The sequence below is a fragment of the Fundidesulfovibrio putealis DSM 16056 genome (assembly GCF_000429325.1).
Taxonomy (GTDB): Bacteria; Desulfobacterota; Desulfovibrionia; order Desulfovibrionales; family Desulfovibrionaceae; genus Fundidesulfovibrio; species Fundidesulfovibrio putealis.
Window position 1 is genome coordinate 356,449 of record NZ_KE386885.1, and the last position, 22,639, is coordinate 379,087.

Annotated in this window: 21 protein-coding genes; 11 read left to right on the forward strand and 10 right to left on the reverse strand. The window is 65.5% G+C overall.

Annotated features, from left to right (window positions below; genetic code table 11):
- Positions 1-31 precede the first annotated feature (31 nt).
- Both G453_RS0118400 and cls read right to left on the reverse strand, forming a co-directional pair.
- Entirely contained in the window at positions 32-1,171 is a 1,140-nt protein-coding gene (locus G453_RS0118400; protein ID WP_027192214.1) for an ABC transporter substrate-binding protein, read from the reverse strand.
- Between the two features lie 100 nt (positions 1,172-1,271).
- Positions 1,272-2,729 (reverse strand): cardiolipin synthase, encoded by a 1,458-nt coding sequence (gene cls, locus G453_RS0118405; protein ID WP_235731802.1) that lies wholly within the window; start codon positions 2,727-2,729, stop codon positions 1,272-1,274.
- A gap of 204 nt (positions 2,730-2,933) precedes the next feature.
- Between cls and G453_RS0118410 the strand changes: the two genes are divergently transcribed.
- Both G453_RS0118410 and rarD read left to right on the forward strand, forming a co-directional pair.
- Positions 2,934-3,980: a class I SAM-dependent methyltransferase gene (locus tag G453_RS0118410; RefSeq protein ID WP_027192216.1), complete on the forward strand. Its 1,047-nt coding sequence runs from the start codon at positions 2,934-2,936 to the stop codon at positions 3,978-3,980.
- A 296-nt stretch (positions 3,981-4,276) separates the two neighbouring features.
- Entirely contained in the window at positions 4,277-5,188 is a 912-nt protein-coding gene (rarD, locus tag G453_RS25140; protein ID WP_043646707.1) for an EamA family transporter RarD, read from the forward strand.
- A 22-nt stretch (positions 5,189-5,210) separates the two neighbouring features.
- On the opposite strand, the gene G453_RS25145 is transcribed toward rarD, so the two are convergent.
- The 3 genes from G453_RS25145 to G453_RS28630 form a co-directional block, all read right to left on the reverse strand.
- Positions 5,211-7,361, reverse strand: a complete 2,151-nt coding sequence (locus tag G453_RS25145; RefSeq protein WP_051272610.1) for a PocR ligand-binding domain-containing protein — start codon at positions 7,359-7,361, stop codon at positions 5,211-5,213.
- A 238-nt stretch (positions 7,362-7,599) separates the two neighbouring features.
- Positions 7,600-9,123 carry a lytic transglycosylase domain-containing protein gene (locus tag G453_RS29070; RefSeq protein WP_051272611.1) on the reverse strand — a complete coding sequence of 508 codons (1,524 nt, stop codon included), beginning with the start codon at positions 9,121-9,123 and terminating at the stop codon, positions 7,600-7,602.
- 287 nt (positions 9,124-9,410) lie between these two features.
- Positions 9,411-10,547, reverse strand: coding sequence for a DnaJ domain-containing protein (locus G453_RS28630; protein WP_027192217.1), 1,137 nt, complete (start codon positions 10,545-10,547; stop codon positions 9,411-9,413).
- Between the two features lie 348 nt (positions 10,548-10,895).
- On the opposite strand from G453_RS28630, the gene G453_RS0118435 reads away from it, so the two are divergent.
- The 5 genes from G453_RS0118435 to G453_RS0118455 all read left to right on the forward strand — a co-directional run bounded on the left by G453_RS0118435 (position 10,896) and on the right by G453_RS0118455 (position 14,178).
- Entirely contained in the window at positions 10,896-11,363 is a 468-nt protein-coding gene (locus tag G453_RS0118435; RefSeq protein WP_027192218.1) for a chemotaxis protein CheX, read from the forward strand.
- Between the two features lie 8 nt (positions 11,364-11,371).
- On the forward strand, positions 11,372-12,640 hold the full coding sequence (locus G453_RS0118440) for a putative Na+/H+ antiporter (protein ID WP_027192219.1): 1,269 nt from the start codon (positions 11,372-11,374) through the stop codon (positions 12,638-12,640).
- A 121-nt stretch (positions 12,641-12,761) separates the two neighbouring features.
- The gene (locus G453_RS25155) at positions 12,762-13,244 is read left to right on the forward strand and encodes a MarR family winged helix-turn-helix transcriptional regulator (RefSeq protein WP_051272612.1); all 483 of its coding nucleotides are present in this window, start codon (positions 12,762-12,764) and stop codon (positions 13,242-13,244) included.
- Positions 13,241-13,747: a hypothetical protein gene (locus G453_RS0118450; protein WP_027192220.1), complete on the forward strand. Its 507-nt coding sequence runs from the start codon at positions 13,241-13,243 to the stop codon at positions 13,745-13,747. Before G453_RS25155 ends, G453_RS0118450 begins: the two co-directional genes overlap by 4 nt.
- Positions 13,748-13,809: 62 nt before the next feature.
- Positions 13,810-14,178: an antibiotic biosynthesis monooxygenase family protein gene (locus tag G453_RS0118455; RefSeq protein ID WP_027192221.1), complete on the forward strand. Its 369-nt coding sequence runs from the start codon at positions 13,810-13,812 to the stop codon at positions 14,176-14,178.
- A 93-nt stretch (positions 14,179-14,271) separates the two neighbouring features.
- On the opposite strand, the gene G453_RS0118460 is transcribed toward G453_RS0118455, so the two are convergent.
- Together G453_RS0118460 and G453_RS0118465 are read right to left on the reverse strand one after the other, a co-directional pair.
- Positions 14,272-15,894: an NADP-dependent glyceraldehyde-3-phosphate dehydrogenase gene (locus tag G453_RS0118460; RefSeq protein WP_027192222.1), complete on the reverse strand. Its 1,623-nt coding sequence runs from the start codon at positions 15,892-15,894 to the stop codon at positions 14,272-14,274.
- 112 nt (positions 15,895-16,006) lie between these two features.
- Positions 16,007-16,483 (reverse strand): EVE domain-containing protein, encoded by a 477-nt coding sequence (locus tag G453_RS0118465; protein WP_027192223.1) that lies wholly within the window; start codon positions 16,481-16,483, stop codon positions 16,007-16,009.
- 290 nt (positions 16,484-16,773) lie between these two features.
- On the opposite strand from G453_RS0118465, the gene G453_RS0118470 reads away from it, so the two are divergent.
- Positions 16,774-17,175 carry a response regulator gene (locus G453_RS0118470; RefSeq protein WP_027192224.1) on the forward strand — a complete coding sequence of 134 codons (402 nt, stop codon included), beginning with the start codon at positions 16,774-16,776 and terminating at the stop codon, positions 17,173-17,175.
- An 11-nt stretch (positions 17,176-17,186) separates the two neighbouring features.
- Here G453_RS0118470 and G453_RS28915 read toward each other — a convergent pair whose 3' ends face one another.
- The gene (locus tag G453_RS28915; RefSeq protein ID WP_235731803.1) at positions 17,187-17,279 is read right to left on the reverse strand and encodes a GGDEF domain-containing protein; all 93 of its coding nucleotides are present in this window, start codon (positions 17,277-17,279) and stop codon (positions 17,187-17,189) included.
- A 32-nt stretch (positions 17,280-17,311) separates the two neighbouring features.
- Positions 17,312-17,515, reverse strand: a complete 204-nt coding sequence (locus tag G453_RS0118480; protein WP_027192225.1) for a diguanylate cyclase — start codon at positions 17,513-17,515, stop codon at positions 17,312-17,314.
- 133 nt (positions 17,516-17,648) lie between these two features.
- Here G453_RS0118480 and purU point away from each other — a divergent pair, with 133 nt between their 5' ends.
- Together purU and G453_RS26720 are read left to right on the forward strand one after the other, a co-directional pair.
- Complete coding sequence (gene purU / locus G453_RS0118485; protein ID WP_051272614.1) at positions 17,649-18,542, forward strand: formyltetrahydrofolate deformylase; 894 nt, start codon at positions 17,649-17,651, stop codon at positions 18,540-18,542.
- Positions 18,543-18,974: 432 nt separating this feature from the next.
- Positions 18,975-20,480 carry a histidine kinase dimerization/phosphoacceptor domain -containing protein gene (locus G453_RS26720; protein WP_051272615.1) on the forward strand — a complete coding sequence of 502 codons (1,506 nt, stop codon included), beginning with the start codon at positions 18,975-18,977 and terminating at the stop codon, positions 20,478-20,480.
- A gap of 62 nt (positions 20,481-20,542) precedes the next feature.
- Here G453_RS26720 and G453_RS0118500 read toward each other — a convergent pair whose 3' ends face one another.
- Complete coding sequence (locus tag G453_RS0118500) at positions 20,543-20,773, reverse strand: rubredoxin (RefSeq protein WP_407635557.1); 231 nt, start codon at positions 20,771-20,773, stop codon at positions 20,543-20,545.
- Positions 20,774-20,813: 40 nt separating this feature from the next.
- On the opposite strand from G453_RS0118500, the gene G453_RS25165 reads away from it, so the two are divergent.
- Complete coding sequence (locus tag G453_RS25165; RefSeq protein ID WP_043646360.1) at positions 20,814-22,580, forward strand: ABC transporter ATP-binding protein; 1,767 nt, start codon at positions 20,814-20,816, stop codon at positions 22,578-22,580.
- The last annotated feature ends 59 nt before the right edge of the window (positions 22,581-22,639 follow it).

The following is a 22,639-nucleotide window of genomic DNA, read 5'->3' on the forward strand; positions in this document are numbered from 1 at the left end:
TGGCGTCCGGACCGGGAGCGTCGGGGACGGGTCATTGTTCCAGCCGGACGACGTCGCCGCTCTGCCAGACGCCCATGGACAGGTTCTCGGCCTTGTAGAGCTCGTGGCGTTCGCGGCTGAAGGGGCGCACGAACTCCTGGCTTACGCCCTGGAAGCGTTCGATGTTCTCCAGGGCGTCGCGGATTGCCGGTCCCTGGTCGGAGCCGGCCTCGCTCATGGCCTGGAGGACCAGTCTGGTCCCTTCGTAGGCCGCTTCAACGAACTTGAAGGGGTAGTAGCCCTGGTGGCGGTACTTTGCGCGCACGATGGCGTCGATCTCGCGTGATTTGGGGCTGTCCTGGGCCGAGGAGCCAAGCACGCCGGTGAGCCCGTTGGAGAGGCGGTCGGGCAGCGCCTTGATGGGATGTAGGAAGAACGGATACTGCCCGATGAGGCGCGCCTTGAAGCCCACAGCGTCCGCGCCGCGCACGAAGTTGGCGACTTCCCTGCCCAGGCTCAGCACGGCCACGGCGTCCAGGGGGGTCTTTTGCAGTTCGCGGATCTTCCCGGTCATGTCCAGTTCGCCCAGGTCGAACTCCACCACGGCGGCGGGCTTCAGCCCGCGCTCGGCCATGAGCTCGGTCAGGTCCTGCCGGGCCAGCTGCCCGTAGGGGGTGGTGTCGCAGGCGATGGCCAGGCGGGGAAAGCGCGGCGCGGCCCAGTCCAGCAGCTTCTTTATCTGCTCGCGGTCGGGCAGGGTGGCCCGGAAGATGTAGTTCTTCGGGGCGTCCCGGTAGATTGTGGTCAGCTTGGTGGCCGAGGCGGTGAGCAGCATGAGGGGCTTCTGGGCCTCCTGCATGATGGGGATCATGGCCAGGGCGTTGCCACTGTTGGCCGGACCCAGCACGGCGGCCACGTTTTCCCTGCCGATGAGCAGTCGGACGTTATCGGCGGCCTTCTGCGGGTTGGTCTCGTCGTCCAGCACCACTGCCTGGACGGGTCTGCCTGCCACGCCGCCGGAGGCGTTGGTCTCGGCCACGGCGATCTCCACCCCCCACAACAGGTACTGCCCGATGTCGGCGGCCGACCCGGTCAGGGGGATGTTCACTCCTATCCTTGCCACTTCGGCCGGGAAGGCCGACGAAGGCAGGCTCAGAAGCAAGACCAGCAGTGCGACTGCGCGCAGACCCATGGCTACTCCTCTGTGCAGAATGCGTGAATGGCGTCTAAGATGCAGTTCTGTGTATATTCCCCATCGGATGCAGTATGCGCAAGCATGAAATGTCCGATTCTCACAGGATGGGAGAAAGCAGCCGCGCCAAGCGGACGGCGGCCTTGAAGCCCATCCAGCGGTCCTCGTAGTCGGCGGCGGTGGCCGGGGTGCAGCGGGCGAAATCCTCCAGGAGCATGGCCTCCACCTGGGACGCGAAATCCTCGTCCGCCACGGCCAGGGTCAGCTCGAAGTTCAGGCGGAAGGACCTGTTGTCGCAGTTGGCGGTGCCCACCGTGGCCAGCCGGTCGTCCACCAGTATCACTTTCTGGTGCAGGAAGCCCGGCCTGAAGCGGAAGAATTTGATGCCGAGCTTCTCCAGTTCCGGGAAATACGAGAAGGACGCCAGATACACCATCTTGTGGTCGGGCTTTTGCGGCAGCATCACCCGCACGTCCACGCCGCGAAGCGCGGCCAGCTGGAGCGCGGTGGTGACTTCCCGGTCCGGCACGAAATAGGGGCTGACGATCCACAGGCGGGTTCGCGCGGCTTCGACAAGTTGCAGGAAGGCCAGGGTGTAGGTCTCCACGTGGTCCGCCGGGCCGCTGGGGATGGCCAGCATGGGCATGGCCGCGCGGGAGACGCCTTCGGGCTCGGCTGGCTGCCAGTTCAGGTCGGGCAGGTCGTGGGTGGCCCAGTACCAGTCTTCGGCGAAGCTCAGCTGCACCGTGGACACCACCGGGCCGTCGCAACGCAGGTGGGTGTCGCGCCACAGGCCGAAGCGGGAGCTTCGGCCCATGTATTCGTCGCCTACGTTGTGTCCGCCTACGAAAGCTGTGTTGCCGTCGGTGATGACGATCTTGCGGTGGTTTCGGAAGTTCAGCTGGAACCGGTTGCGCCAGCCCTTGGTGGTGTTGAACGCGTGGGCCTTGACCCCGGAGTCCCGCAGTTCGCGCAGGTAGGCTTCGGGCAGGGCGTGGCAGCCGATCTCGTCGTAGAGCAGGAGCACCCGCACGCCCTGGCGGGCCTTGGCCGTAAGGCGGTCCTTGAATTCGCGCCCGATTTCGTCGTCGTGGATGATGAAGAACTGCACCAGGATGTAGTCCGTGGCGTGGGCCATCTCGGCGAAGATGGCCTCGAAGGTGTCCGGGCCGTTCTTCAGGAGCGCAGCGCGGTTGCCGCCGGTGAAGGGCATGCCCGCCAGCTTCTCCAGAACGGACAGGGTCCCTCCCAGGCCGGGGCGCAGGCTGGAGATATCCACCAGATTGCGTTCCAGCTCGTGGCGCAGGGCTTCGATCTCGTTTGAGCCTTCGCGCCGGGCCGTGACGTAGCCGTGGAAGCGGCCACGCCCGAAAATCCAGTACAGGGGCACGGCCACGTACGGAAACACCAGCATGGACAGAACCCAGGCGATGGCCCCCTGGGACGAACGGGTGGAGAACAGGGCGTTGACCGCCGAGACCGCGCCAGCCGCGTGGAACAGGGCCAGGAGCATCAGGAACGCATGCTCCAGGGTCATGAAGAGGTGATGTTCGGTCACCGACGCCTCCAGGGAAATATGACCTGTTCATAACAGGGCCGGGAGGCGTTTGCCATGGGGAAAAAGCGAAATCCGGCTTGGCTCGGGACGCGATGTATCGGTCCTGCGCAAGAAGATGATTGAATCGGCGGGAGCGCAGGAGTATTGGGTCGCCAGACCCGCCCGGTCGCGTCCGCGCCCCGGCCAAAACGCAAGGAGACGCCCATGAACATCGTCATCTGGGGGACAGGCCCAAAGGCCCTGGAATTTGCCGGGCTGTGCGACCCGGCCAAGGTGTCCGTGCTGGCCTTCGTGGACGAGGACCCGGCCCGCCAGGGTACGACGTTCCTGGGCCGCGAGGTGCTGGCCCCCGGGGTGGTGTCGCGGCTCACCTTCGACGCGCTGTTTCTCTCCACGCGGGACTGGCAGGCGGACAAGGAGCGCATCGCGCGCGAGTGCGGCATTCCGGGGGAGAAAATCCGGGCCTATTACCAGAACCGTTTCGCCCTGCTGCGCGAGATCGGGCGCGAGGGGCTCATCCCCGCGACCTTCACCGACGAGGACGTCGCCCGGCTGGACTCCTTTCCCTGGTACCACAGCGTGGAGGTGTTCCCGGGCGTGTTCACGCCGGGCTGGGCCGAGCTCCAGACCTTCCTCGTCGACCAGCTGGCCCCGGAGCAGGTGGCCGGAAAGAAGGTGCTGGACATCGGAGCCTGGACCGGGCCGTACACCTTCGAGATGGAGCGCCGGGGCGCGCTCGTCACGGCCTACGACATCCAGGACCCCCAGGCCAGCGGCTTCAACCTGCTGAAGGGCATCCGGGGGGCCAAGGCCGAATACATCCGGGACAGTGTGTACAACCTGCCGGAGCATTTCGACAAAACCTTCGACGTCATCATGTTCTTCGGGGTGTACTACCACCTGTTCAACCCCATGCTGGCCTTCACCAACATCCACCAGTCCCTGAAGGACGACGGGATCATGCTCTTCGAGGGCGCGGTGCTGGAGTACGCCTACGAGATGGACTCGGAGTGGGCTCCCCGCAAGGACCGCATGGGGCCGTACCTGGAGGTCCCCCTGGCATACTTCACCCGGGGCGACTGCTACGGCCACTGGAGCAACTGGTATGTGCCCAACGTGCTGTGCCTGCGCGAGTGGATCATGGCCGCAGGGTTCGAGATCCTGGACATGTACCTGGTCCGGGGCGGCTCCAGGGCCTACGGCATGGCCCGCAAGAGCACCCCGGTGGTCCCTGAGGAGCACAGCAGGTAGGACGCGTTCTGTCCACTCAAGATCAGAGACGTCTGCCAGTCCTGGCCCGTCGGCCCCGCAGCGTCCGTTTCTGGCGCTGCGGCCCCGAACCACAATCACTTAAGCCCCGGCCCTGCCGGAGCCGCAAGGGCCTCGCCTCCGGCCAGCTGGCCGGGCCAGAACCTGCTCATGTGGCGTACTCAGAACACGTTCATACAATTTACGAACCCAAACCAAGAGAACCATTAATTTAATTTTTGAAAAACATGTTCATGTTTTTCAAAAACGCGTCACGAGCGCATCCGAGACACGCCATCATGCTTGAAAACCGTTCCCTGTCCGGCCTGCTGGCCGCCACCTTCGCCTTCGTCTGCTGGGGGCTTCTGCCCCTGTACTGGAAAGCTCTGGCCGCCGTGTCCGCCCAGGAGATCATCTGCCACCGCATCGTGTGGTCGCTTGCCTGCACGGGGCTCCTGCTCGTAGCCCAGGGCCGCCTTGCCGAAGTGCGCAAGGCGCTCGGAACACGCCGGGACATGCTGCTCCTGGCCGCCAGCAGCAGCCTCATCGGCATGAACTGGTTCCTGTATATCTGGGCTGTGAACGCCGGGCATGTGCTGGAAGCGAGTCTTGGCTACTACCTGAACCCGCTGGTGAACGTGGCGCTTGGGCGGATGGTGTTTCGCGACAAGCTGCGCCGTCCCCAGGCCATCGCCGTGGGGCTGGCAGCCACGGGCGTGGCGGTGCAGCTTGTGATGCAGGGGCGTCTGCCCTGGATCGCCCTGTGCCTGGCGGTGAGCTTCGGCCTGTACGGCATGGTGCGCAAGCTCATGACCGTGGAGTCCCTGCCCGGGCTCTTCCTGGAGACCATGATGCTGGCCGGGCCTGCGGCGGCCTATCTTCTGTGGCTGGCGGCGCAGGGCCTTGGAGGCATGGGCCATCTGGGCCTGGGGACGGATGCGCTGCTCGTCGGCGCGGGGCTGGTGACCACCGTGCCGCTCCTGGCTTTCGCCTTCGGGGCCAGGCAGATCACCATGACCACGCTCGGGGTGCTGCAATACCTGGGGCCTACGGGCATGTTCCTCTTGGGCGCGCTGGTCTACGGCGAGCCGTTCGGGACCTGGCAGGCCGTGACGTTCGGCTTCATCTGGGCGGGGGTGATCCTGTACACGGCGGACGGCGTCCTGCGGCTGCGGGGGATTCCGCTCGGGGGCAGGTCAGCCGGGCGCTGAGGCGGACGCTGAGCCGGGCCGCCTACCCCTGCGGGCGGGTCAGGGGCAGCCTGACCGTGAAGCGCGACCCCTTGCCCGGCCAGGAATTCACCGAGAGGCTCCCCTGGTGGTTGTTGGCCACGATGAAGTAGGACACGGACAGCCCCAGTCCCGTTCCCTCGCCCACCGGCTTGGTGGTGAAGAAGGGCTCGAAGATCTTGCGGGTGAGCTCCTGGTCCATGCCGCAGCCGTTGTCCTCCACCTCTATCACGGCCATGTCGCCGTCCCTGCGGGTGCGCAGGGTGATGACCGGCGCGGGCTGTCCGGACATGGCGTAGGCGGCGTTGCCCAGGAGGTTCATGAACACCTGCTGGATCTGGGGGCCTGAACAGGGAACCTCGGGCAGGCCGGGGTCGTATTCGCGCACGATGCGGATGTTGCGGAAGTCGAATTTCTTCTTCAGGTTGTAGTCGGTGGAGCAGAGTTCCACGGACTTGTCCAGGAGTTCGCCCAGGTCGGTAGGGGCGTTGTTGGAGGTGGTCCTGCGGCTGAATTCGAGCATGCTGGCCACGATCTGGGCCGCGCGCAGCCCGGCCTCGCGAACGGATTTCAGCGAATCGATGATCTCGCGGTCCTGGGCGTAGCGCACGATGGACGAGAACTCGCACCCGGCGGCTCTGGCGGCCGTTGCGTTCACAGGAACGTCCTGGGTGAGCCTGCGCACCACCACCTGGACGTTCTGGAGAATGCCGCTCAGGGGGTTGTTGATCTCGTGGGCCATGCCTGCGGCCAGTCCGCCCACGCTCATCATCTTTTCGGTCTGCACCATCACGTCCTGCATGCACTTGTGCTCGGTGATGTCGGTGTGGGTGCCGCTCATGCGCAGGGGCTTGCCTTCGGGGTCGCGCCGGACCACCTTGGCCTGGTCCAGTATCCAGCGGTACAGGCCGTCTTTTGCGCGCATGCGGTATTCCACCCGGTGCATGGGGGTGAGCCCGGCCAGGTGGTCCTGGATGGATTTCACGGCGCGGCCCCTGTCCTCGGGGTGGATCAGGTCAGTCCACTCCGAGAGGCTCTGGTTGACCGCGTCCTGGCTGTACCCGAGCATCTGGGTCCAGAAGATGTTTCGTTTCACCGTGTTGGATTCGATGTCCCAGTCCCAGAGGCCGAGCTGGCTTCCCTCCAGGACCGATTCGAGCCGTTCCTCGCTTTCGCGCAGGGCCTCGTCCGCCAGTTTACGCTCGGTAATGTCCTCGTAGATGCCGAGCACCCCCACCACGGTGCCGTTCTCGTCGGTCAGGGGCATCTTGCTGGTGTCCAGCCAGAGGCGCTGCCCGTCGCTTTGCATCTGCTGCTCAATGATGTGGGGCTTGGGCTGGTTGGCGGACATCACGAAGCGGTCGTCGGCGCGGTAGGCTTCGGACTCTTCCGGGAGCCAGGGCAGGTCGAAGTCGGTCTTGCCCACGATGAGCGCGGGGTCGTCTATCCCGGCGGCCTTGGCGAAGGCCCGGTTGCAGCCCTGGTAGACGCTGTCCCTGTCCTTCCAGAAAATGGACTGGGGAACGGTGTTCAGGATGGTCGCCAGCACCCGGCGGTTTTCGCGCAGGGCCTCCTCGGCCCGTTCCTTTTCGCGGATGATCTCGGCCTGGCGCAGGTTCTGGTAGGCCCGCCGGGAAATCTCGTTGGCCAGCAGGTACAAAGCTTCGGCCACCTTCCCGAACTGCTCCTGCGACATGACCGTCACCTCGGCCAGGGCCGCCTTGAAGCTGTCCGGGTCTGCGCCGATCTCGTGCGCGTAGCGCAGCATGGTCGCTTCGTCCTGGGCCTCGTTTCGCACCTGTCCGATAAGCCAGTTGGCCACGTGCCTTCCGCCCACGGTGATGCTCACCCCGGCGTCCCACAGTCCGCCGCTCAGGCAGGGCTGTATGGTGGGGCCGTCCGGAGTGTAGCGGCCCAGGACCGAGTCGGACGCAAAACAGTTGGCGCGCCCTTTTTCCGTTTTGCGGATGACGTCCTTGCACAGGCGGCAGAAGTTGCTCGGCTGGGTGATGGGCGTGCCGTCGAGCCGGGTGATGAGCGAGGCCACCTGGCTTGCTCCGGCGAAGGCGTCCTGGATCTTCTGGAGATCGGCAAGATCGAAGAGATCCTCGAATTCAACCTGGGGGGATCCGGTGGGCGGCTGACGTTCATTCATGGCCTTGCCTGTCCGGGGCGCGGCAAAAGAAATCGCGCCCGGAAGTTGCAGTCGTTGTCCAGCGTCTGGTCCGCGAAGTGTATTTATCTGGCGTATGAAATCTACTGGCCACCAATACACTATCCTGCTTCGCGTGCCAGGACAACCTGTCCGGCAGGCGCTCCGGGCGGCAAACCCCGGAAAAGCCCCGTGCGGCGCGGCGCGGGGCCTTTCGGAAAATCTGGGCGCAATACGCGCATCAGGTTCCGGAGCGCCGGATGATCTTGTAGCGCGGGTTGGGGTTCAGCTCCGGATTCACGGCCTGCGGCTGGACCTGGGGTTGCGCCTGGGGCTTCAGCTGGAGTGCGGCTTCCTGCACGGGGTTGCCCTTGGCCGGAATCAGCAGGGGGGTTCCGGGGGTCAGGGCGTCCTTGGGGTTGGCCTTGTTGAAGCTGATGAGCTCCTGCACGCCGATGCCGGTCCGGTTGGCCACGGACTCCAGGGTGTCGCCGGAGCGCACGATGTAGAGCGTGCTCTGGCCGGAGGCCGGGGGCAGCACGGCCTTTGAGGATGAGCCTGCCTGGGCGGTCATCACGCCGGAGGCCGGAGCCTTTTTGCCGGGGGCGTAGTCAGCGGGCGAACCGCCGACGTCCAGGGAGCACGCTGCCAGGGGCACCAGAACGGGCTTGCCCGCCGCAGGGCTGGAGAGGCCCTTGTTCGCTTCCTGGAGCACGTTGGCAGGCACGCCGGTTTCGCGCGACAGGGTCCACCAGGTTTCGCCGCCGCGCGCCATGCGCGAGCCGCTGCCGGGCTTTGCGGCGTAGGCCGTGGCGGACTGGGCCAGGCGCTTGGGCACCCAGGCGGCGGTGGCGCGGTCCGGGGGGCTGACCTGGCGGCGGTAGGCCGGGTTCAGGGCGTGGAACTGCTCCCAGGAAAGGCCCAGGTGGTTGGCCAGCCCGGCGAGGTCGGTCCCGGCCGGGATGCGCACTTCCTGGAGGTCCTTGGAGGCGCGCATGTCCGGCGCGTCAAAACCCAGTCGCTTGGCGTTCTTGGTGATCTTCAGCATGGCCAGAAATTTGGGCACGTAGTGGCGGGTCTCGTCCTTGATGGGGGCCGAGGACTTGGCCAGGCTGTTGAAGGACTGCTTGCCCGAGGAGTTCATGGCCCGCGAGATGGCCCCTTCGCCCGCGTTGTAGGCGGCGAGCGCCAGCTGCCAGTCGCCGAACTGGGAGTGCAGGATCTTCAGGTAGCGCGCGGCGGCCACGGTGGACAGGTAGGGGTCGCGGCGCTCGTCCAGCCACCAGTCCACGGTCAGGCCGAAGCGGCGGGCGGTGGCGGGCATGAACTGCCACATGCCCACGGCCCCGGAGTGGGACACGGCCAGCACGTTGTAGCCGGACTCGATGTAGGGCAGGGCCAAGAGGTCCTGGGGCAGGCGATGGCTGGCCAGCACGGCGCGGACGTATTCCAGGTGCGGCTCGCTGCGCAGCATCCAGCGGCTTACGGTGTCGCGCTTGTCGCGGGAGAAATACTGGAAAAACAGGCGGACCTCTTCGGTCTCCTCAGGACTGAGGTTGAACGCGATGCCAGCCTTGGAATCCAGGGCCTGTCGCTCGGTGGGCGTCAGGGGGCGGCCCCGGCTGTTCTTCAGCGCTTCGAGTTCGGTGATCTCCGGCTCCAGGTTGGATGTGGAGCGGTGCGACTGGTCACGGGTCTGGACGGACGGCCCGGCGCATCCGGCGAGGAGCAGCAGGCAGAGCAGGGGAAGAAGCCGTGTGTGCATGGTCGTATCCTCGTCCTTGAGGGTTGATGCCAAGGACTATTGCAATGACCGTGCCGTTATATGTATTTCAGCATGTTGTCTTGTAGTGCGGGCTGTTTTGGCCCTGTTTGGGCGCTTCGCGTTGGAAATCTGACGGAATGTGAGGGTAATCGAAGGGTTGGCGCTGAGATACGCGCGGGAAACCGGAGTCGCATTTTAGAAAGACATGAACATGTTTTCTAAAACAAAAAAAAATGATTCTCGTTTTATGCGAGTCAGGTCGTGCGGGGGGGGGCGAAGGCGCCTCGTTATGCGGCCCAGGTGGCGGACTTGCCGCGCAGGGGGGAGCACCAGGACAGGGCCAGCTCGTAAGCCTGGTTGATGGATTTCATCATCTCTTCGTTGCCGCCCAGGTCCGGGTGGTGGCGGCGGGCCTGCTTGCGGTAGGCGGATTTGATGTCGTCTGCGGTGCAGGGGTAGGCGATGCAGAGCAGGGCGCAGGCCTGGGTGAGGGTCATGCGTCCGCTTCCCAGGGGCGACTTGTGGGTGCGCTGGCGGTAGTCCTGATAGCTGGAGCCGCCGCCTGCGCCGGTGGTCCTGTGGCTTTGCTGATGGCCCTTGTTGTGGGACTGGCCGCCGCTCTGGCTTCCGGGGCGCTCCTGGCGGGACTGGCTGCCGAAGGAGTCGCGGCTTCCGGCCCGGCTGTCCGTGCGCTCGCCTGCGCCGGTCCCGGAGCGGGCTTCTCGCTGGGCGCGCCAGTCGTGCGAGGAGGCCTTCTGCTGTTGCTGCGAACCGCCGGTGAAATTCGAGGAGGAAGACGAGGCGGAGTCTGTGCGGGTGCGCGAACTCCAGGAGAAGCCGTTTCCGGCCTGGCGGTCCTGGGAGGCCCTGGCGCCTGAAGCGCCAGCCGTGCCCGCCGTTCTGGCCGCGCCTGGGCGGCCTGCGGTTCCGGCGAAGGTCTGGCCGCCTGGGGCGTGCGCCGCGCCTGCATCCGAAGCGCCGAAGTGGCCCTGGCGTCCTGTTGCGCCGCAAGAGCCCCCCGTGCCCCCCGCGTTCGCCGATGCCGTGCCCGATGCCTTGGGGCCAGCGGACTGGAAGCGTGCGCCCGCCGCGCCGCCTGCACCGGATGCGCCCGGCCTTGCGTGAGCTTTCGCGCTCCCGCCTGCCTTTCGGGCGTCGGCGGAGCTGGCGGCTCCGTAAGTGTTGGTCGTCTGGGCGCGTCCGGCTCCTGCGGCGGAGTCTGTCCTGCGCCAGGCGCGTCCGGCGGTCTGGTAGGTGTCGCCCACGGTCTTCAGGTTGTCGAGGACCCGGCGGAGATGAAGGAGGATGTCTTGGAGGAGGTCCCTGGTGTCGGAGAGCCGTTTTTCCAGGGCGCCCCAGTCGGCGTCGGAGAAGCCTGTGGCGCGGTTCTTGTGTTCGGTTGCTGGCTCTTGGCGGCGCTGCATCTTTTTATCCGCCGCGAGGTCCAGACCGGGAGGGCGTACTTCGTTTCCGGCCGCCCAGCGCGACCCGGTGTCGTGTCCTGCCCGTGATGCTCTTCCCGGCCCCCATGCCTGCGGCGTCTGGCAAGGGCCTACAACACCCAGGAGGAAATGGCAAGGAAACGAGGAATGGCGTTTGATCTCGAAATCACGACTTTTTTGCCATTTGTATCGTATTAGGAAAAAGACCTTGAAAGCCTATGGGGCAGACGCTACTAGGTATTTCTCAAAGGGTGGGAAGGGGTGCAGTCCAGCATATGGGCCACATGTATTTTCCCGCCTCAATTCCATATTTGATGTCAAGGACCGGACATGAACTCCACCGACGCTGAAATCGCCAAGCCGTTCGTGCAGGCCGCCAAACACGTGCTCTCCACGATGGCCATGCTCGATCCCACCCCCGGCAAACCCTACGTGAAGAAGAACAACTCGGCGGCCGGGGATGTATCCGCCATAGTGGGTCTCACAGGCGACAAGCGCGGCAGCATTTCGTTGTCGTTCACCAAGAAGTGCGCGGTGGCCATCGTGAAGAACATGCTGGGAGACGACGTGGGCGACATCATGCAGGACGCCAAGGACGCCGTGGGCGAGATCACCAACATGATCTCGGGCCAGGCCAGGGCCGGGCTCGCCCAGATGGGGCTGTCCATGCAGGCCTCCACCCCCACCATCATCTTCGGCGACAACCACACCATTTCCCACGTCACCTCAGGCCCGGTCATCGCCATTCCGTTTACCTCCCCTCAGGGTGATTTCACCGTCGAGTTCTGTTTCGACTAAGGCATCCCATGCAGTCCTCCTGGCTTGTCACCGTCCTTGGCACGGGCGCTTTCGCCGCTGCCGTGGCCCACACGTTCCTGGCGGGGCAGGTTCTGAAGCTGGCCCGAAAGGGCGGACCGCACCAGGGGTTGTGGCACCTCCTGGGCGAGGTTGAAGTCGTCTTCGGCTTCTGGGGCGCGGTCTTCCTGACGCTCCTGGGCCTGTTCAGCGGTCCCGGCGCTGCCGTGGCCTACATCGAGTCCATCTCCTTCACGGAGCCGGCCTTCGTGTTCGCCATCATGATCGTGGCCTCCACCAAGCCCGTGGTGTCCATGGCCACCAGGCTCATCGTGGGGATCGCCTCGCGCCTGCCCGTGCCCATGAGCATGGCCGTGTGCGTCACGGCGCTCACCGTGGGGCCGCTGCTGGGTTCGTTCATCACCGAGCCTGCGGCCATGACGGTCACGGCGCTGATCCTCTATGCGGTCTTCTTCACCCAGCCCCTGCCGAACGTCCTGAAGTACGCCATGCTGGGCACGCTCTTCGTGAACATTTCCATCGGCGGCGTGCTGACTCATTTCGCCGCCCCGCCGGTCATCATGAGCGCCCCCAAGTGGGGCTGGGGCCTGTGGCACATGTTCGCGCACTTCGGCTGGAAGGCGGCCATTGCCGTCATAATCAACGCCACGCTCCTGACCGCAGTATTCTCCGGGCCGCTCCGGCGCATGACCGTGCACATCCCTCCCGAGGCGCGGGAAGACATCCCCGCCTGGATATGCGCCGTACATCTGGCCGCGCTGGGGGTGCTGGTGATGCTCCTGCACCACCCCGTGGCCTTCCTGGCGGTGTTCGTGGTGTTCGTGGGCTTCGTGGCCGCCTACGAGGAGCATCAGTCCGAGCTGATGGTGCGCTCCAGCCTGCTGGTGGGCGTGTTCCTGGCCGGACTCGTGATCCTTGGCCCGCCGCAGCGCTGGTGGGTGCAGACGCTGCTTGAAAGCATGGACGCCGTGGCCCTGTTCTACGGCTCGGTCGCCCTGACGGCGATCACCGACAACGCCGCCCTGACCTACCTGGGGACCCTGGTGGAGAACCTCTCGGACCAGAGCAAGTTCTCCCTGCTGGCCGGAGCCGTCACCGGCGGCGGCCTGACCGTCATCGCCAACGCCCCCAACCCGGCGGGCTATTCCATCCTCAAGCACGGCTTCAGGGACGGGGTCATAAATCCCCTGTGGCTCTTCGTGGCTGCGCTCGTACCCACTGCTGTGGCAGCGTCGGCCTTTCTGCTCTTTCCGAATTAAATCCGACGGCGTCCTCGCAGTGTGTCTGCGGGAGTGTTTTGGGGCACCATTGACAACCGGTTGTCAATGGTGGCATCCAGTGGCGTCCGCGCCTCAGCCGTGTGCGGGCAGGAGGAGCTTCATGCCTTACGAGGTCAATGGAAGTCTGACGAGGGTCTGTCTGGCGGTGTTCCGTTTGAACGGGGCGCTGCTCGAGGCGGGGGACGAGCTGGGCAAGCCCCTGTTGCTGACCAGCGCCCGTTGGCAGGTGCTTGGAGCGTTGGCCCTGTCAGACGTGCCGTTGACCGCGCCGCGCATTGCGCAGGCCATGGGGCTCACGCGTCAGGGAGTGCAGAAGCAACTGAACGCGCTTGCGCCGCTTGGGTATCTCGAAAAACTGGAGAACGACGACAACCGACGTTCTCCCCTGTTTCGACTGTCGGATTCAGGCAGGCGGACCTACCAGGAGATGGACGCACTGTATCGCTCCTGGGCCACGGAGCTGGTCCAGGGGCTGTGCGGGGAAGATCTCGCCCGTGCGGCGCGTACACTGGAGGAGCTTGCAGACCGGGTGAAATCCGGGTGCGCAAGCAATGCGCCTTACCGAGGGAGGAGTGAATCATGAGCATACGCCTTGGTCCTGTCGGACAGAAGTGGCTCAAGTCCTTGCATATTTTGTTTGGGGGGTCGTGGGTGGCCAGCGGGGTCTGCATTACGGTCATGGGTGCGTTCCAGGAACCTGGAAACGGCGCGGTCCTGCACGGCTTCGACCTTTCCAGGAAATTCATTGATGATTTTCTGGTCATCCCCGCAGCGGTCGGATGTCTGCTGACCTCCGTGGCGTATTCGCTTTTCACTGGCTGGGGCTGGTTCAGGCACCGATTCGTGACGGTGAAGTGGTGCATCTGCATCTTCGGAATAGTGTTCGGGACATTCTGGCTTGGCCCGTGGTTGAACGCGCTGCCGCCACTTTCCGGGACCGAGGGGCTTGGGGCTCTGTCGAACAGGGCCTACGCCGAGGCCCGGACCCTGAACTTCTGGGGTGCGCTGTTCCAGAATGCCACGCTGGTATTCGCCCTGTTCATCTCCACGCTCAAGCCCTGGGGAAGAACCAAGACCGGCGGATGAATCCGGCGCGCTGGCCGGCGAGCGGCGCGGAGGTCGGCGAGATGTCAAACAGGGAGGGAACCATGCTGCAATTCGCGGAAATGGACGAGCGCGTGAGCATCCGGGAGCAGATGACCCTGGAGACCGGGCCGGTGGTCCTCATCAACACGTTCACAGTGCAGCCCGAGGAGGCAGACCATCTGCTGGCCGCCTGGACGGCGGACGCCGAGGTCATGAAGCGCCAGCCTGGGTTCGTGTCCACGCAGCTGCATCGCGGCATAGGGGGCAGCTGCGTCTTCCTGAACTACGCCGTGTGGGAGTCGGCCGGGCACTTCAGGCGCGCCTTCCAGAACCCGGAGTTCCAGGCGCACCTGGGTGCCTATCCGCCGAGCACGGTTGCCTCGCCGCATCTGTTCCAGAAGGTGCCGGTGCCTGGCATTTGCGGGGAGTGACGCCACCTTGCGGCGGAAATATCACCAGGAGAGGGCCTGCGACGCGCGTCGCAGGCCCTTTTGTCTGGCTGATGCAGGGCAGGGAAGCCGGGCCTAGAGCAGAAAATCTGTCGACAGGAAGCTGGAGCGCCGCTCACGCAGGATGTCCGAAAGGAGCGCCTTGTTGCCGGGCGTGCCCTTGGCTGCCACCAGGGTCCGGATGGAGAAGCAGCGCAGGGCGTCGGTCACCGACAGGGTGCCCTCGGCGGAGTCCTTGCGTCCGGTGAACGGGAAGGTGTCCGGCCCGCGCTGGCACTGGCTGTTCAGGTTCACGCGGCACACCTGGTTCACCATGGGGTCCACGAGCTCCGCCACTTTTACCGGGTCGGAGCCGAAGATGCTCATCTGCTGGCCGTAGCCGGAGTTGATGATGGCCTGGATGGGCTCTTCCATGTCCGAGAACGGGACCACCGGCACCACCGGCCCGAACTGCTCCTCGTGAAAGAGCCGGGCGTCCGCTGCCACGGGGTAGAGTAGCGCCGGGCGGAACAGCGACATTGCGGTCTCTCCGCCTCCCGGATTGGCTACGGTCGCCCCATGTGTTTTGGCGTCTGCGATGATCTCCGTGAGATAGGCGGTCTTGCCGGGCTCGGGCAGCGGGGTGATCTTCGCGCCCTCGTCCCAAGGCATGCCCAGGGGCAGCGCGGCCATGGCCGCGCCCAGGCGCTCGACCAGCTCTTTGGCGCGGCTCTCGTGCACGAAGACGATCTTGATGGCTGTGCAGCGCTGCCCGTTGAACGATAAGCTACCGGAAAGCAGCTCCTGCACGGTGAGGTCCATGTCCGCGCTTTCCATGACGATTGCCGCGTTTTTGGCGTCCAGGCCAAGGATGCAGCGCAGGCGGTGCGGGTGGGGATGCTGCAGGCGCAGCGCGTCGGCTGCCTTGCTGGAGCCGATGAAGGCCAGCACGCCGATCTTGCCGCTCTTCATGATTGGCCCGAGGATGCGGCGGTCGCCGTAGGCCACGTTCACCACGCCCGGGGGGAAGGCCTCGAGGAAGGCCTGCGCGAGCGGTCCGTACAGGAGCTTGCCCATGCGCGGCGGCTTCACGATCACCGGGTTTCCCATGATGAGCGCGGGGATGAGCGTGGTGAAGGTCTCATTCAGGGGATAGTTGAACGGCCCCATGCACAACACCGGGCCAAGCGGGGCGCGACGAATCTGGGCGTAGATGCCTTTCTCGATGACGAAGCGCGAGGAGGCCCGGTCCAGGTCCTTGAGGGCGTCCACGGTGTCGTGGATGTACTCCACGGTGCGGTCGAACTCGGCGCGCGCGTCCGGCAGGGTCTTGCAGATCTCCCACATCATCAGGCGCACGATCTCGTCGCGCTTTTCGGACATGCGGTGCGCGAACTCCTCCACGCAGCGGATGCGCTCGTCCACGCGCATGGTGGGCCAGAGGCCGCGCCCGTGGTCCCAGGCGCGGCTTGCGGCGTCCACGGCGGCCAAGGCGGCTGCTTCGTCCAGCATGGGGCAGGCCCCGAGCACCCGGGGGGCCGGGCCGGAGCCGGTATCCACGTGGATGGGGGAGGTGACGGTCTGCATCTCGCCCGTCCAGGGCTCAAGGCGTCCGTCCACCAGCCAGTTCTCGATCACGACCGGGCCGGGCAGGTCGAATTCGGGCGGAACCGGCCCGGTGGGCGTGTACAGGGAGGGGATGTCGGGGACAATGGTCATTGCGTGCTCCTGGGCATGCACCGGGCTTGTTCCGGGATGCGTGCGCGACCGGATAATGTGTCAGATCTGGCATGTTCAGCTTGCCAGGGTTCACCACGCGCGGCTGCGTCTGTCAAGCCGGAAGCTGCCCTCCCATGGCGCGCACGGTTTCGAACTCCTCACGGGTGAGAGGCATCACCGAGAGCCTGGAGCCCTTGCGCAGAAGCTCCATCGAGGCCAGGGCAGGGACCGCGCGCATGGCCCCCAGCGGCACAGGCTGGGCGAATTTCTCCACGAAGCGCACGTCCACAGCGAACCACAGGGGCTTATCCGGGGTCGATTTGGGATCGAAGTGCTGGTCGTCCGGGTCCCAGGCGGTTTCGTCGGGATATCCGGCGCGCACGATCCGGGCCACGCCAACGGCGGAAGGCCCGGTAACGCTGTGGTAAAAGAGCGCCAGGTCGCCCTCGGACATCTGGTCGCGCATGAAGTTCCGGGCCTGGAAGTTGCGCACCCCGCTCCAGCGGGTGGTCTGGTCCGGTTCGGCGGCCAGGTCGTCGATGGAGTAGCAGCCGGGCTCGGTCTTCAGGAGCCAGTATTTCGTTTCCATGCGGGCGGTCCTTGGTTTGGGTGTTCGCGCCAGTCCGGCAACAGGTGGTGCCGGGCGGTTCGGGAGGGCGCGGAAATACCATGCCCGCGACTCCGCTGTCGAGGCGGGGTTTCAGGCTAGGCTCCGTTCGCGTCCTTCACGCATTTTTCAGCGCGTCGCTCTGCCAGAAAGTGCCAAAAATCAAGGATGTTATCCTATGGACTGCGACTCAATTGCACATCGTTTGACACACAACAGATTTCTCCATAGAGACTGGAACTATCTCTTTACTCTGGCGAAGCGGGTGGGTCATGCGCATATTGATTGTCGAGGATGATATCTCCAACCGTCTTATGCTTTCGGAGTGCCTGCGGCGGACACACAAAGCCGATGTGGCGGTCAACGGACAGGAGGCTGTCCTGGCCTTCCAACTGGCACATATGGAGAACGACCCGTATCAGGTCGTTCTGCTGGATATCGAGATGCCGGTGATGGACGGCCAGGAAACCCTGAAGACCATCCGGGAGATGGAGGCCGGGATGGGGGTCAAAACCGGCCAGGAGGCCAAAGTCCTCATGATCTCGGCCCATGGCGACCAGCAGAACATGTTCGACGCTGTTTTCAAGGGGGGAGCCAGCGGCTATCTGGTGAAGCCGGTGTCGTGCGAGGCGCTTCTGGAAACCATCTCCAACGTGGTGAAGCGCAAATCCTGAAGGCCTTGTCGTCAGGAGCCGAGTGCGGAGCCGGTGGCCGCGAAGCCGTCGCGGCCCGCGTGCTTCACCTGGTAGAGGGCTTCGTCGGAGCATTTCAACAGCATATTCAGATCCTGGCCGTTGTCCGGGTAGACGGCTACCCGATGCTGGCCGAGATGGCCAAGGAAGCTCCCTGCACGTCAAAGGGGAGCCTGAACTCCTGCACGATCTTTTCGGTGACCCGGCTGGCGTCGTCGATGCCGACGACCTCCGTCAGCAGGATCACGAACTCCTCGCCGTTTATGACCAGGGTCTCCGAGGACAGCTGGCCCACCATGGGGTCCCCGGACTTGCGGGCCACGTGGATTTCCGCCTCTTGCCGGCGTCGGTGGCCGTGAGCTCGTACCCGTCCGCCTGCGGCGGGCTGCCGGGCGGCATCTCCGGGCCTGCCTGACCGCATGGATTTTCAGACCGGGATTGTCTATAGGGATTCGATGAACGGAACGCATATCCAAGACGACGCCTGCGGCAACATCGCCCGCCTGCTCATCACCTGTCCCGACCGGCCCGGCATCGTAGCCGCCGTGAGCCAGTTCATATTCTCCCACGGCGCGAACATAACCCACCTGGACCAGCACTCCACCGACCCCGAAGGCGGCAAGCTGTTCATGCGCCTGGAATTCCAGACCCCGCACCTGGACCTGGGCCTGGAAGCCTTCGTGGCCGCCTTCCGCCAGGTGGTCGGGGCTCCCTTCGAGATGCAGTGGGCCATCCGCGCGGCGCTCCCGCCCAAGCGGCTGGCCCTTTTCGTGTCGCGCCACGAGCACTGCCTGATGGAGATCCTGTGGCGCTGGTCGCGCGGGGAGCTGCCCTGCGAGGTGGCCATGGTCATCAGCAACCATCCCGACCTCAAGGAGCCGGTGGAGCGCTTCGGTGCGCCTTTCCACTGCATACCGGTGCCCCCCATGGACGACGAGGGCAAGGCCGCCGCCGAGAACGCCGCCCTGGAACTGCTTCGGGACCGCGCCGACGCGGTGGTGCTCGCCCGCTACATGCAGATCCTCTCGCCGGAGTTCATCACCCGCTCAGCCGTGCCCATCATCAACATCCACCATTCGTTCCTGCCCGCGTTCGTGGGGGCCGATCCCTACCGCCAGGCCTTCGAGCGCGGCGTGAAGATCATCGGGGCCACAGCCCACTACGTGACCGCAGAGCTGGACGCCGGCCCGATCATCGCCCAGGACGTGGCCCACGTGTCCCACCGTCACGGCGTGGAGGACCTGAAAGAGCTGGGGCGCGACCTGGAGCGCCAGGTGCTGGCCAAGGCCGTCCGGGCGCACCTGGAGGACCGCATCATAGTCGACGGCAACAAGACCGTGGTTTTCTAGTCGGCGTATCGCTCCCATGTGAGGGGCATCCCCGCTTCCCGGCGGGGACCTGATGAAGGCAGACTTGGCGCGCTGTGGCAGTCCCGGCGGCGTCAGGCGCGGAGCCACCGATGGGCCGTCTCGCTCCTGCTCTCTCTCCTCGGATGATCAGCCTGCTGCTTGCTGCGGCATGTGCCGTCACGCTGGCCGGGACCGTTGCCTTGGCCTGGGACCTTTACTCCGGCTTGTCCGGAGGGACGTTCCAACTGGTCAGGCATCCCGTGGGCCGGGAGAGCGGTGGCCGTTACGTGGCGGTTGCGGTCATGGAGGCGCTGGCGGTCTTGGCATGCATCGGGGTCGCTGCGCTGGAGCTCCGTCTCTTCCTGGTATTCCGGAAGCGGGCCGCAGGGGAACACACATGATGGGGGGTACTCCGCTATGGGAAGTGAACCGATGAGCCAGACGCAGGCAGCCCTGGCAGCCGGGGAATTGCCGTATCGCAGGCTGGCGTCGCTGGCCTCGGACTTCATCCACAGCTGCGTGAGGTTGGGACTCGAACCCTACCGGGTGATCTGGCTCGGAGGCGCGGTGGAAAGCGTGACCGGGTACACTGTCGGGGAGATGAGCGCCCAGGGGTGCTGGATGGACCTGGTCCACCCGTCGGACCAGCCCCGCATCGGCATGCACCTGCTGGCCCTTAAGGCGGGCGACAGCGGGGAGATTGAGTTCAGACTCAACCACAAGGACGGCTCGGTTCGCTGGGTGCGCGAAGTCTACAGTTGCGAACAGGGCGCTTCGCCGCATGAACTGCGCCTGCACGGCGCCGTCCGGGACGTGACCGAGCGCAGGACGCTGGACGAGGTGCTCACGGTTCTGGCCACGGGCGGGGTGGGGCGTTCAGGGCACACCTTCTTTCAGTTCCTGGCCAAGTATCTGGCGGAAATCCTGGACATGGAGTTCGTGTGCATCGACCGGCTGGAGGGCGACGGGCTCACCGCGCGGACCCTGGCCGTCTATCATGACGGCCACTTCGAGGACAACATAAGCTACGCCCTGAAAGACACGCCCTGCGGGGACGTGGTGGGCAAAGCCATCTGCTGCTTCCCCCGCGACGTCAGCGCCCTGTTCCCCAAGGACGCCGTGCTCCAGGAGATGGGCGCAGAGAGCTATCTGGGCGTCACCCTCTGGGACGGGGCGGGGCTTCCCTCCGGCTTGATCGCCGTGATCGGCAGGCGTCCCCTGGAAGACTCCCGGATGGCCGAGAACATCCTGCGCATGGTCGGCGTGCGCGCCAGCGGCGAGCTGGAGCGCCTGCTGGCCGAGGAGGCCATGGCCGCCTCGCTGCGCGAGAAGGAGGTTCTGCTGCGCGAGGTCCACCACCGCGTGAAGAACAACCTCCAGATAGTCTCAAGCCTTTTGAGCCTTCAGGAAGAGAAGGTGGACAACCCCGTGGCGCTGGCGATCCTGGCGGAGAGCCGGGGGCGGGTGACGTCCATGGCTCTCATTCACGAACAGCTCTACCGTTCGCGTGATTTCTGCGACATCGACGCGCAGGACTACCTGCGCCAGTTCCTCTCCCGGCTGGTCTCCGCCTACTCGGCCGGGCGCGAGGTGGCGCTGTGCCTGTCGCTGTGCCCCATGCACCTGAGCCTGGATCAGGCAGTGCCTTTCGGGCTCATCATGAACGAGCTGGTCACCAACGCCCTCAGGCACGGATTCAAGGACAGGAGCCGGGGAGAGGTGCGCGTGGAGATGGTCCGCGAGGACTCAGGGGTGTCCATCATCGTGGAGGACGACGGCGTCGGGCTGCCTGAGGGCTTCGACCTGGACCGGGTGGCGACCCTGGGGCTTCAGATCGTGGCCATGTTGGCCAAGCAGCTGCGCGGCGGGTTCACCGTGGAGTCCGCGCACCCGGCGCGCTTTCGCCTTCGGCTCCCGCTGGCCGCGTCCGGGGCGTGACGCCGCCTAGTAAAAGGGGTGCCCCTGAAATACAGTTCCTGTTGTTCAGGGGCGCGGAATCATCAGTCGTCCCGGCGGGCGAAATAGGTCTGGTCCTTGCCGCAGGTGGGGCAGCACCAGTCGTTCGGAAGGTCGTCTCCCGAGGTGCCGGGCTCTATGCCGCCCTTGGCGTCCCCGCGCTTGGGGTCGTAGGTGTAGCCGCAGGTCAGGCACATGTAGCGCGCCAGGGCGCGGTCGGTCCCGGCCACGCGGCTCTCCACGATGGCCCGGATGATGGCTGTCTCTTTGCTCATTGGTGTTTTCCTCCGCTGCTCCTTGGTCTATAGCAAAACAATGCGCATCGCTTCAAGCTGGGCACTGTCCCGACTCCTTCCGTTCGTGGCCCCGTACCGCAACCGCTTCCTGCTGGGAATCGGCACCAACGCCGCTGCCCGCGCCTGCGACCTGATCCCCATGATCCTGGTGGGCAAGGCCGTGGACGCCATCAACGCCTCAAAATCCGGGCTGATTCCCGGGCTGGACACGCTGCTGCTCTACGGGGGGGGCGTGCTGGCGTCCTTCGTGTTCCTGGCCGTGTTCCAGTCCGTGAGCGACTATTCCCTGGACTCCATGGCCCAGAAGGTGCGCCACGACCTGCGGAACGCCCTGTACCGGCATCTCCAGCGCCAGGACATGCACTTCTTCGAGGAGCGACAAAGCGGCGACCTCCTGAACGTGGTCTCCTCGGACGTGGACAACCTGGAGAACTTCCTGGCCGACGCCACCACCTCCACCATCCGGCTGGTCATCACCTTCCTGGGCACCTTCGCGGTGCTGTTCTGGATCGACTGGCGTCTGGCCCTTTTGCTGCTCGCGCCCATGCCCTTCGCCTTCGCCGCAGTGCGGACCTTCTCCACGCGCATCCGCCCCCGCTACCGCGAGGCTCGCGCCGCCGTGGGGCAGGTGGCGGCCATCATCGGCAACAACCTGCGCGGCATGGGGGTCATCCAGGCCTTCACCGCCGAGGAGGACCAGGCCCGGCGCGTGGACGTGCAGTCCGCCCGCTACCGCGACGAGGCCATCGGCGCGGCCATGGCCCGCGCGCGCTTCATCCCGGTGCTGTACATCGTGGCCGGAGCGGCCTTCGCGCTGCTGATCTCGGGCGGCGGGTGGCTGACGCTCTCGGGCAACGGGCCGACGCTCGGCGACTACGCCACGTTCATCCTGCTGGCCACGCGCATGATCCTGCCGTTGTTCGTCTTCGGGATGCTCATCAACCAGTTCCAGCGCTCGGAAGCCTCGGCGCAGCGCATCTGGGGCGTGTTGTCGCTGGAACCAGCCATCGCGGACAAGCCCGGCGCGGTGGCCCTGGACGAGACGCCGCAGTCACTGCGCTTCGAGGACGTTCGTTTCGCCTACCCGGAGCGAGAGCCCGTGCTTTGCGGCCTGAGCCTGACCATGGAGCGCGGCAAGGTGATCGGCGTGGTCGGTCCCACGGGGGCCGGCAAATCCACGCTGGTGAAGCTTTTGCTGCGCCACCTGGACCCGCAGTCCGGGCGCATAACGCTCAATGGGCGCGATCTTGCGGACTTCACCCTCATGAGCCTTCGAAAGCGCATGGGCTACGTGTCCCAGGATGCGTTCCTGTTCGCGGGCAGCGCGGCAGAGAACATCAGCCTTGGCGCGCCGGACACCACGCCGGAGCAGCTGGAGGAGGCCGCGCGCATAGCCGGGGCGCTGGAATTCATACGGGAGCTGCCTCAGGGCTTCGACACCCCCATCGGAGAGGGAGGCGTGAAGCTCTCCGGCGGGCAGCGCCAGCGCATCTCGCTTGCGCGCGCGGTGCTGCGCCGCCCGGACATCCTGGTGCTGGACGAGGCCACGTCCGCCGTGGACACCCGCACCGAGGAGATCATCCAGCAGAACCTGCACGCCTTCCGGGGCGACCGCATGACCCTGGCCGTGGCGCACAGGCTGTCCACGGTGAGGCTTGCCGACGAGATCATCGTGGTGGTGGCGGGCGTCATCGTGGAGCGAGGCCGCCACGATGAACTGCTGGCCCAGAAGGGCGTGTACTCGGGCCTGTGGGCCGTGCAGAGCGGGGAAGGGCGGGGGGAGTAGGCCGCACGAATACGGGTTGTGAGGCTATCGAACAAGGCTGAGGGCGAGGCGCTCTTTTG